Raw genomic sequence first — 7,865 nt, 5'->3', positions numbered from 1 at the left:
GGCCGCGCAGCGTGGAGGCACAGCCGCAGCTCGCCGAAAGCGCGCAACTCCGGTTCGTGCTCACGCCCGCGAGCACGAAGACCGGCAGGAACTCGTTCGACCTGCGGGTGGCCCGCCCGGTCGGTCCACCCGCAGGTCGAACGAGTTCCTGCCGGTCTTCGTGCTCGCGGGCGTGAGCACGAACCGGAGTTGCGCGCTTTCGGCGAGCTGCGGCTGTGCCTCCACGCTGCGCGGCCACAACACGACGAGGGCGGCGACCATCGCGATCACACCGGCCAGCACGCCTGCCACATGACGCTTCACTTCTCCGAAACCCCCTTCGCCGCGGGAACGTCGACGATCGTCGGCACGGTGACGATCTCGTAGTTCCGTTCGACCTGGATCCACACGAAGTACCTGCCCGGCAACGGGAACGAGTAGGTGAACGGCACGTCCGGCCCGTAGGCGGCGACGCTCTCGTCCGGCTTGTCGGGCATGCCCGGCGTCGGCGGGATCATCGAGTGCACGTGCGCCCAGATCGGCGCCTTCGCGGGGCCGTCGGTCACCGGCCCGACGACGATCATGTGCCCGAGCATGCCCAGCCACGGCTGCAGATCCCGCTCACCGAAGCCCGCGGTGAGCGTGCTCGGCCGGCCGGCCTCCCGGATTTCCGTTGCCAGCGCTGCCTTTCCATCGTGCGACCGGGCAGCCGGAGTTCCGACGGCCTCGACGCTGGACCGCAGCAGCTGCACTCCCCCGCCGCGCCGGGCGATCTCGGCGGCGACCGCGTAGGTGCCTTGTTCCGGAGCTCGCAGGCGGGCCCGGTACTCGCCCGGTGCGGTGCGGACCGGGTGCAGGTGACGGAGGTTCCCGGACGGCGACACGACCACGAGGTGAATGAACGCGCTGTCGTGCACCAGTAAGTCGTCCACCGGCCGCCCCGACGACCCGTCCGTCAGGCTGAGCACGAGGTCGTCGTCCTTCATTCGTGACACGAGGTTCACCGGCGGCCGCGAGAAGTCCACTATGGACGTACGTTGGTAGGGGTCGTTGACGTTGTCGTACGTCGGATCCAGCTGGGTGCCGGGCGCCGCGACCGGCGGAATGCCCGGTGCCAGCAACGCCGCCGTAGCCGCGACGGCGACCGCCGCGATCACGCCCGCCGTCGGCGCGAGCGCGAGACCGGGCCTGCCGAACACCGCGAACAACAGTGCCACGAACAACAGCACGCCCGCCGCGATGAACCCGCCGTAGGTCGCGTTCTCCCACGGCGACGGCACCAGCGCCGGAACGACGAACGGAATCGTCGCCTCGTCGACCGCCAACTCCCACGGCCCTGGCCGGTCGATCCGCAGGACACCCGAGTGGAAACCGGGCCGCTCACCCAGAACGACCTTCGTGGTGCTGGTCGCCGCACCGGCCGCACGCGCGGTCAGCGTGATCTCGCCCGGCGGCGAACCGGCGTGCGTGACCACGTCCACGTGCACCGGTCCGGGCACCTCCGCGACCCGCCGGATGATCACCGTGAGGTCGCGGTCGCCGAGCGTCTGCGCGACGTGGAGGTCCGCTCCGGACTGGGCACCGTCGGCGAGCGCCGGGCCCGCGATCCCGAGGATCGCACCCAGCGTGAGCAGCAGGATCGAGACGCTTCGTTTCATCGTGGCCGAACGTATCGATCACCACCGGCCGGAAGCGTCACTGTCACGGCGGAAACCGGGTCCCCCGCGCGGGGGATTCCCGGCCCCCGCAGGGGATGACGAACCCGGAGTCGGGATGCGGCAGGATTCCTCAGCGATGCACCCGATCAAGCTCTCCCTCAAGCACCAGTCGTGGCTGGTGGCGGCCACCTGCATGCTCGCCGACGGCGGATTCGTGCTGTTCGCCGAAAGCACGCCGTGGCAGACCGCCGGGGTGCTGATCATGACGCTGGCGGTCGACCTCATGCTCGCGGGCCCCACCAGGTACTCCGGCTGGGTCGCCGCGGCCCAGGCGGCCGTCCCGCTGATCATCCTGTTCGCCGTCGGCGACCGGATCGGCGCCAACGAGGCCGGCCTGCTGATCGCCGGCTACCGCGCCGGCGCCTGGTTGCGCGGCATACCGGCCTACGCCTCTCTCGGCGTGCTGGCCGTGAGCGCGTTCGTCTGTCCGTTGGTGATGCGCATCGACGTCGTGGTGTCGCTGCTGGTGGTCGCGAAGATCGCGGTGCTGCCGTGGCTCGTCGGCCGCTACACCACGGCCCGCCGCTCCTACCTGGCCGAACTGGAGAAGCGCTCCGCGATGGAGCGTGCCGACGCGCAGGCGGCCGTCACCAAGGCCATCACCGAGGAACGCAGCGCGATCGCCCGCGACCTGCACGACGTGATCGTGCACCACGTGAGCGCGATCGGCCTGCACGCCGGCGCCGCCCGCCTGGGTCTGCCCAACGGCAACGGCGGCCTGGAGAAGTCGCTGCGGTCGGTCGAGACCTCCAGCCGTGCCGCCATGGTCGACCTCAGACACCTCCTCGACCTGCTGCACGGCGACAAGTCGGAAGGCGCCCGGCAGCCGGGCCTGGACAACGTGGACGAGCTCCTCGACGGCGTGCGCGCGGCCGGCACCCCGGCCCGTCTGGAAGTCCGCGGATCGCCTCGCGACGTGCCGGAGTCGTTGGACATCACGGTCTACCGGATCATCCAGGAGATGCTGACGAACGCCCTGCGGCACGGCGACGCGTCCGGCGTGACGGTGACCCTGGTCTACGCACCGGACTCGCTCACCGTCTCGGCCTCGAACGTCGTGGGTGCCGGCAACGACAACTCCGGCTCGGTGCGCCGGGGCCTCGCCGGCATGCGCAACCGCGCGGGCATGTTCGCCGGGACCACCGAGTCCGGGCTGGCCGCCGACGGACGGACCTGGCGCACCGTCGTCACCTTCCCGCTGGAGGCGTCATGACACTGACAGTGCTGCTGGCCGATGACCACGCGATGCTGCGCTCGGGCATGCGCGCCATCTTCGACACCCAGCCCGACCTCCGGTGCGTGGCCGAGGTGGCGGACGGCCGGGCCGCCGTCAGCGAGGTCGCCCGCCTGCGCCCGGACGTGGCCGTGCTGGACATCCGGATGCCCAAGCTGGACGGCCTGGGCGCGACCGAGATGATCCTGGCCGATCCCGCGAACCGCACGAAGGTCCTGCTGCTGACCACGTACGACAGCGACGAGTACGTGTACCGGGCGCTGAACGCCGGGGCCAGCGGGTTCCTGTTGAAGTCCCTCCCGCCAGAGGAGCTCATCTCCGCGGTCCGGGTGGCGGCCCGGGGTGACGCCCTCATCGACCCGTCCGTGACGCAACGGCTCATCGCGCGGTTCGCCGTCAGCCTCGCCCCGCCGCCCACGCCACCGGAGCTGGCGTTGCTCACGGCGCGGGAGCGGGAGGTGCTGCTGCTGATCGCGGCGGCGCACAGCAACGCCGAGATCGCCGCCCAGCTGCACGTCGGCGACGAGACCGTGAAGACGCACGTCTCGCGGGTGCTGGCCAAGCTGGGACTGCGGGATCGGGTGCACGCCGTCGCCTACGCGCACATCAACGGGCTGGTGCAGGCCGGGCCACGCGGTTGAGCGCGTGGCCCGGCTGCTCGCCCGGTGGCGGTCGATGAAGGGAACCTTCATCGACCCCAAGTGGATGAAGGTTCCCTTCATCCACAACACCCGACCCTCGAGCACGCTCCCACCGGTTGTGTCGGGCGGGTGATCAACTTTGCCTGGAGCCCTGCCCACTCCCCACGTCAAGACCCGACGCGGACGTCCTTGACGGCACCGCGCCAGAAGTCGACGTTCTGTCCGTTGTACTTCGCACGTCCCACCGCGAGCGCGCCGGTGCTCGCGATCGCGGGCCCTGCCGCGGCCGTGGCGACGAGCACCCCGTCCACGGAGAGCCGGATCTCGTTGCCGGCCCGCTCGCCCTTGAGCTCGTACCAGCGGCCGAGTTCCGGCGTGATCTCGAACCGGGCCCGGTTGCCGCCCGGCGTGCTGAACGCGAACGCACCCTGCCCGTACTGCAGGTAGAACGGGTTTTCGCGCTCCCGGCCGTCCTGGCTGACCGCGGTCGTGTAGTTGCCGGGCAGTTCGTCCAGCCGCACCCGCGCGGACACCGTGTAGTCACCGGTCGTGTCGATGACCGGGCCGTAGGTCTCCGCCGAGCCGTTGCGGAACTCCAGCGCGCCGTCCTTCCACGTCGCACCGGTCGGGCTCAGCGTCAGCGGGTTGCCGCCACCGCTCGAATCCTTCGCCATCACTCCCTTGCCGTCGTTGAGCTTCCACTCGCCGCGTTCGGCGTACGGGTACGGCTTGCCCGCGTTCGCGCCCGCCTCGATCACCCGCCGGTTGATCTCGCGGACGGGACCCGGATCGACCTTGATGCGCTTGCGGTCGTAGGTCCACAGCCCGTTCAGTTCGGTCTCCAGGTCGGTGACCTGCGTGTAGACCGACGCCGACAGCTCCTGGCGCGCCTGGCCGAGGTAGAACGTGCGGGTGTTGTCGACGTACTTCGCGGTCAGCGCCGCCTTGTCCGCCACACCGCTGTAGATGGCGGTCGGCGCGCCCGGCCACTGGTGGCCCGGCGTGCGCAACGTGAAGCCGCCGTGCTCGCCGTCCATCACGACCCGCTTGCCGTCCGGACGCGCCGGGTCGGTGTTGTTGTAGTCGTGGTGGTCGATGACGTCGCCCCTGCCCGAGTCGCCCTTGGACGCACAGCAGTTGACGCCGCTGTGCGCGTTGACGATCCGGCTCGGGTCAGCGGCCTTGACCTCGTCGGCGATCTGCCCCGTGACGGTGCGGTCCCACTCGCCCCAGCCCTCGTTGAACACGATCCAGGCGTAGATCGACGGGTAGTTGTGCAGCTGCTGCATCAGTTCCCGGCTCTCGCTGAGGAACGCCTGCTGCGCCGTGGGGTTGCTGCCGTCCTCGACGGACACGAAGTCCTGCCACACCAGCAGTCCCAGCCGGTCCGCGTGGTAGTACCAGCGGGCGGGCTCGGCCTTGATGTGCTTGCGCACCGAGTTGAAGCCGAGGTCCTTCTGCGCCTTCAGGTCGAACACCAGTGCCTCGTCGCTCGGCGCCGTGTTCAGGCCGTCCGGGTAGAAGCCCTGGTCCAGCTGCATCAGCGAGAAGATCGGCTGGCCGTTGAGCGTCAGCTTGGGCGTGCCGCCGACGTTGGTGATCCCGGTGGACCGCATGCCGAAGTAGCTGCGGACCCGGTCGCCGCCGAGCCTGATCTCCAGCTGGTACAGGTACGGGTCGTCCGGCGTCCACAGGTGCGGGTTCGGCACCGGCAGCGTGAGGTTCGCGTTCGCCGGCCCGGTGACCGTGCCGACCTGCCGGCCGCGCGCGTCCTTCGCGACCGCCGTGACGGTGGCGTTCCCGGCGGACTTGACGGTGACCGCGAGCGAGCTCGTGGCGAGGTCCGGCGTCGTCCTGATCTCCTCGATCCCCTTGTCCGGCACCGGTTCCATCCACACCGTCTGCCAGATGCCCGACGACGGCGTGTAGAAGATGCCGCTGGGGTCGCGCGACTGCTTGCCCTTCGGCTGGTACGGACCGGTCGTGTCGGTGACCGCCACGACGATCTCCTGCTCACCGCGATTGAGCGCATTGGTGATGTCCGCGCTGAACGCCGTGTATCCGCCGGAGTGCTCGGCGACCAGCTTGCCGTTGACCCACACCTTCGCCTCGTGGTCGACAGCGCCGAAGTTGAGCTTCACCCGTTGCCCGGACCAGTCCCGCGGCACGGTCACCGTGCGGCGGTAGAACATGTGGTCCTCGTGCCGTTCCAGCCCGGACAGCTGCGACTCGATCGGGAACGGCACGATCACCTTCTCCGGCAGCCGTTTCCCGAACACGGGCTGCTGCCCGGCCTTCGCCGCCGAGAACTCCCACGGGCCGTTGAGGTTGACCCACTTGTCGCGTTCGAGCTGCGGGCGCGGGTACTCCGGCAACGGGTTGCGCGTGTCGACCTTCTCGCCCCACGGCGTCCTGAGCCGTTCCACCGAAGCATTCTTGACCGTCCGCGCGGTCTTCCCGACCTTCTTGCCGTCGACGGCCAATGCGCCCGCGCCGTCGTAGTAGATCCTGACCCGCTGGTTCTTCAGCACTTCCTCGGCGAGCCGGACCGTGACCCGGCCGCGGTTCGCCGTGATCACCGAGACCGGCATCGGCGTCGCGTCGACCTCGACCCGCAGGTGTTCCTTCAGGTCGCTCGTGCCCGACACCCGGTCGCCGAAGTCCGCCGTCAACACCCGGCCGTCCTTCGAGACGTCCGCCGCGCGCGGCACGACCTGAAAGTCCGCCGGCGGCGTGAAAGCCGACTCCGGCACGATCTGCTTCGGCGTGTTCGCGCTCGACCAGCGCAGGAACATGTTGGCGCCACCGGTGTCCTGGAACAGCTCCAGCCGGAAGTCGTACTGCCTGCCCGCGGTCAGCGTGACGGGCGCGCTGGTCTGCTCGCGGTCCCAGTCCCCGACCCAGTGGTCGATCACCGGCTGCCCGTCGATGAACAACCGGAACCCGTTGTCCCCGATGGCGTGGAACGTGTAGTCGCCGGTCTGCGGCACCGCGACGCTCCCGGTCCACCGCGCCGTCGTGTGCTCGGTGCGCCCGGCCAGGAAGCCGAAGACGCCGGTGAGGTCCTGGTGGTTCACCTCGGCGTCCAGGACGGTGCCCGCGAGGTTCGCGAAGTCCCGCGCGCCGGGCGCCGACATGCTGAAGTACTCGCCCTTCAGGCCGTGCACGGGCTCGGCGGCACCCGCCGGCGGCGTGCCGGGCGCGACGCCCAGGGCCAGCAGCAGCGCGACGAGTACGGGGGCGGCTTTTCTCATCGGCGAGATCCCCTTCGTTTTACAACGTTGTAAGAGCGCTCCCATCTATCCAGGCACAGGCTTCGGACGCCGGATACGGCCGATCGGACGTATCCGGCATGTCAAACAGGACAAGAATCGGCGCTGTGTGAGAGCGCGCCCACGATCAGGACCGCAACGGGATCTCCAGGCTCACCGTGCCGCGCAGGTCCAGCCACGCCTTGTCGCGCCCGCGCACCAGCCGCAACACGACCTCCTCGCAGTGCGGGCACCGCGCCACCAGCCCCGGCGCGTTCCGGTACACCCGCAAGGTCGCCACCGAGCCCTTGTACCCGCACCCCGCGCACTGCCCGGTCGCCACCGTCAGGTCCACCGCGAAGATCTCCCGCAGGTCGCCCGCGAGCGCGTTGCCGTCCACGTGATCGCTCATGGGTGGTCTCCTGTCAGCCGAAGCGTTCGGTGCGGACGCGGCGCGGGTCGTGGCCCAGCGCCACGAGGATGTCGGACACCGTCTCCACGAACCCGGTGGGTCCGCAGACGAAGCAGTTCGGGGTGAACTCGGCCGGCCAGGCGTACGTGTTCAAGGTGGCCACACCCAGCCGGCCCGGCGGCTCCGGAGAACCTTCCGGAGCTTGCCGGGTGTACACCAGCCGGACGTCCAGGCCGGGGTCTTCGCGGGCCCGCCGGCGAAGCTCGTCGGCGAACATCACGTCCGACGGCGTGCGCACCGAGTAGACCAGGCGAAACGGCACGCGGCTGCCCTCGGCGGCGCGCGCCCGGATCATCGCCATCAGCGGTGCGATGCCGGACCCGCCGGCCACGAGCGTCACCGGTGCGGAATCCGAGGCGCGCCACACGAACCAGCCGCCGACCGGTCCGCGCAGTTCGATCTGCGAGCCGACGGTGAGCACGTCGCACAGGTACGGCGACACCTCGCCGTCGTCGACCCGCTGCACGGCCAGCTCGACCCGGTTCCCGTCCGATGCCGACGAGATCGAGTAGCTGCGCTGCACCGAGTAGCCGTCCTCGGCGGTCAGCCGCACGTCGACGTGCTGGCCAG

At 70.1% G+C, this 7,865-nt stretch carries 7 protein-coding genes; 2 read left to right on the top strand and 5 right to left on the bottom strand.

Annotation, left to right across the window (positions count from 1 at the left end; genetic code table 11):
* Positions 1-60 precede the first annotated feature (60 nt).
* Complete coding sequence (locus B0F77_RS35565; protein ID WP_143467064.1) at positions 61-303, bottom strand: hypothetical protein; 243 nt, start codon at positions 301-303, stop codon at positions 61-63.
* Positions 300-1,637, bottom strand: coding sequence for a hypothetical protein (locus B0F77_RS35560; protein WP_086667428.1), 1,338 nt, complete (start codon positions 1,635-1,637; stop codon positions 300-302). Before B0F77_RS35560 ends, B0F77_RS35565 begins: the two co-directional genes overlap by 4 nt.
* A gap of 136 nt (positions 1,638-1,773) precedes the next feature.
* On the opposite strand from B0F77_RS35560, the gene B0F77_RS35555 reads away from it, so the two are divergent.
* Together B0F77_RS35555 and B0F77_RS35550 are read left to right on the top strand one after the other, a co-directional pair.
* Positions 1,774-2,910: a sensor histidine kinase gene (locus B0F77_RS35555; protein WP_086667427.1), complete on the top strand. Its 1,137-nt coding sequence runs from the start codon at positions 1,774-1,776 to the stop codon at positions 2,908-2,910.
* Positions 2,907-3,572, top strand: coding sequence for a response regulator (locus B0F77_RS35550; RefSeq protein ID WP_086667426.1), 666 nt, complete (start codon positions 2,907-2,909; stop codon positions 3,570-3,572). The genes B0F77_RS35555 and B0F77_RS35550 overlap by 4 nt, the downstream gene beginning before the upstream one ends.
* Before the next feature lie 167 nt (positions 3,573-3,739).
* Here B0F77_RS35550 and B0F77_RS35545 read toward each other — a convergent pair whose 3' ends face one another.
* The 3 genes from B0F77_RS35545 to B0F77_RS35535 all read right to left on the bottom strand — a co-directional run.
* Positions 3,740-6,826 carry a PA14 domain-containing protein gene (locus B0F77_RS35545; protein WP_086667425.1) on the bottom strand — a complete coding sequence of 1,029 codons (3,087 nt, stop codon included), beginning with the start codon at positions 6,824-6,826 and terminating at the stop codon, positions 3,740-3,742.
* 145 nt (positions 6,827-6,971) lie between these two features.
* The gene (locus B0F77_RS35540; protein WP_086667424.1) at positions 6,972-7,235 is read right to left on the bottom strand and encodes a DUF6510 family protein; all 264 of its coding nucleotides are present in this window, start codon (positions 7,233-7,235) and stop codon (positions 6,972-6,974) included.
* Positions 7,236-7,248: 13 nt separating this feature from the next.
* Positions 7,249-7,865 (bottom strand): ferredoxin reductase (locus B0F77_RS35535; RefSeq protein WP_143467063.1); only part of this gene is annotated, 617 nt, incomplete at its 5' end.

This window comes from Lentzea kentuckyensis, assembly GCF_002150765.1.
GTDB lineage: Bacteria > Actinomycetota > Actinomycetes > Mycobacteriales > Pseudonocardiaceae > Lentzea > Lentzea kentuckyensis.
The sequence above is the reverse complement of the archived record's forward strand: the minus strand, read 5'-3'. Positions and strand labels throughout refer to the sequence as shown.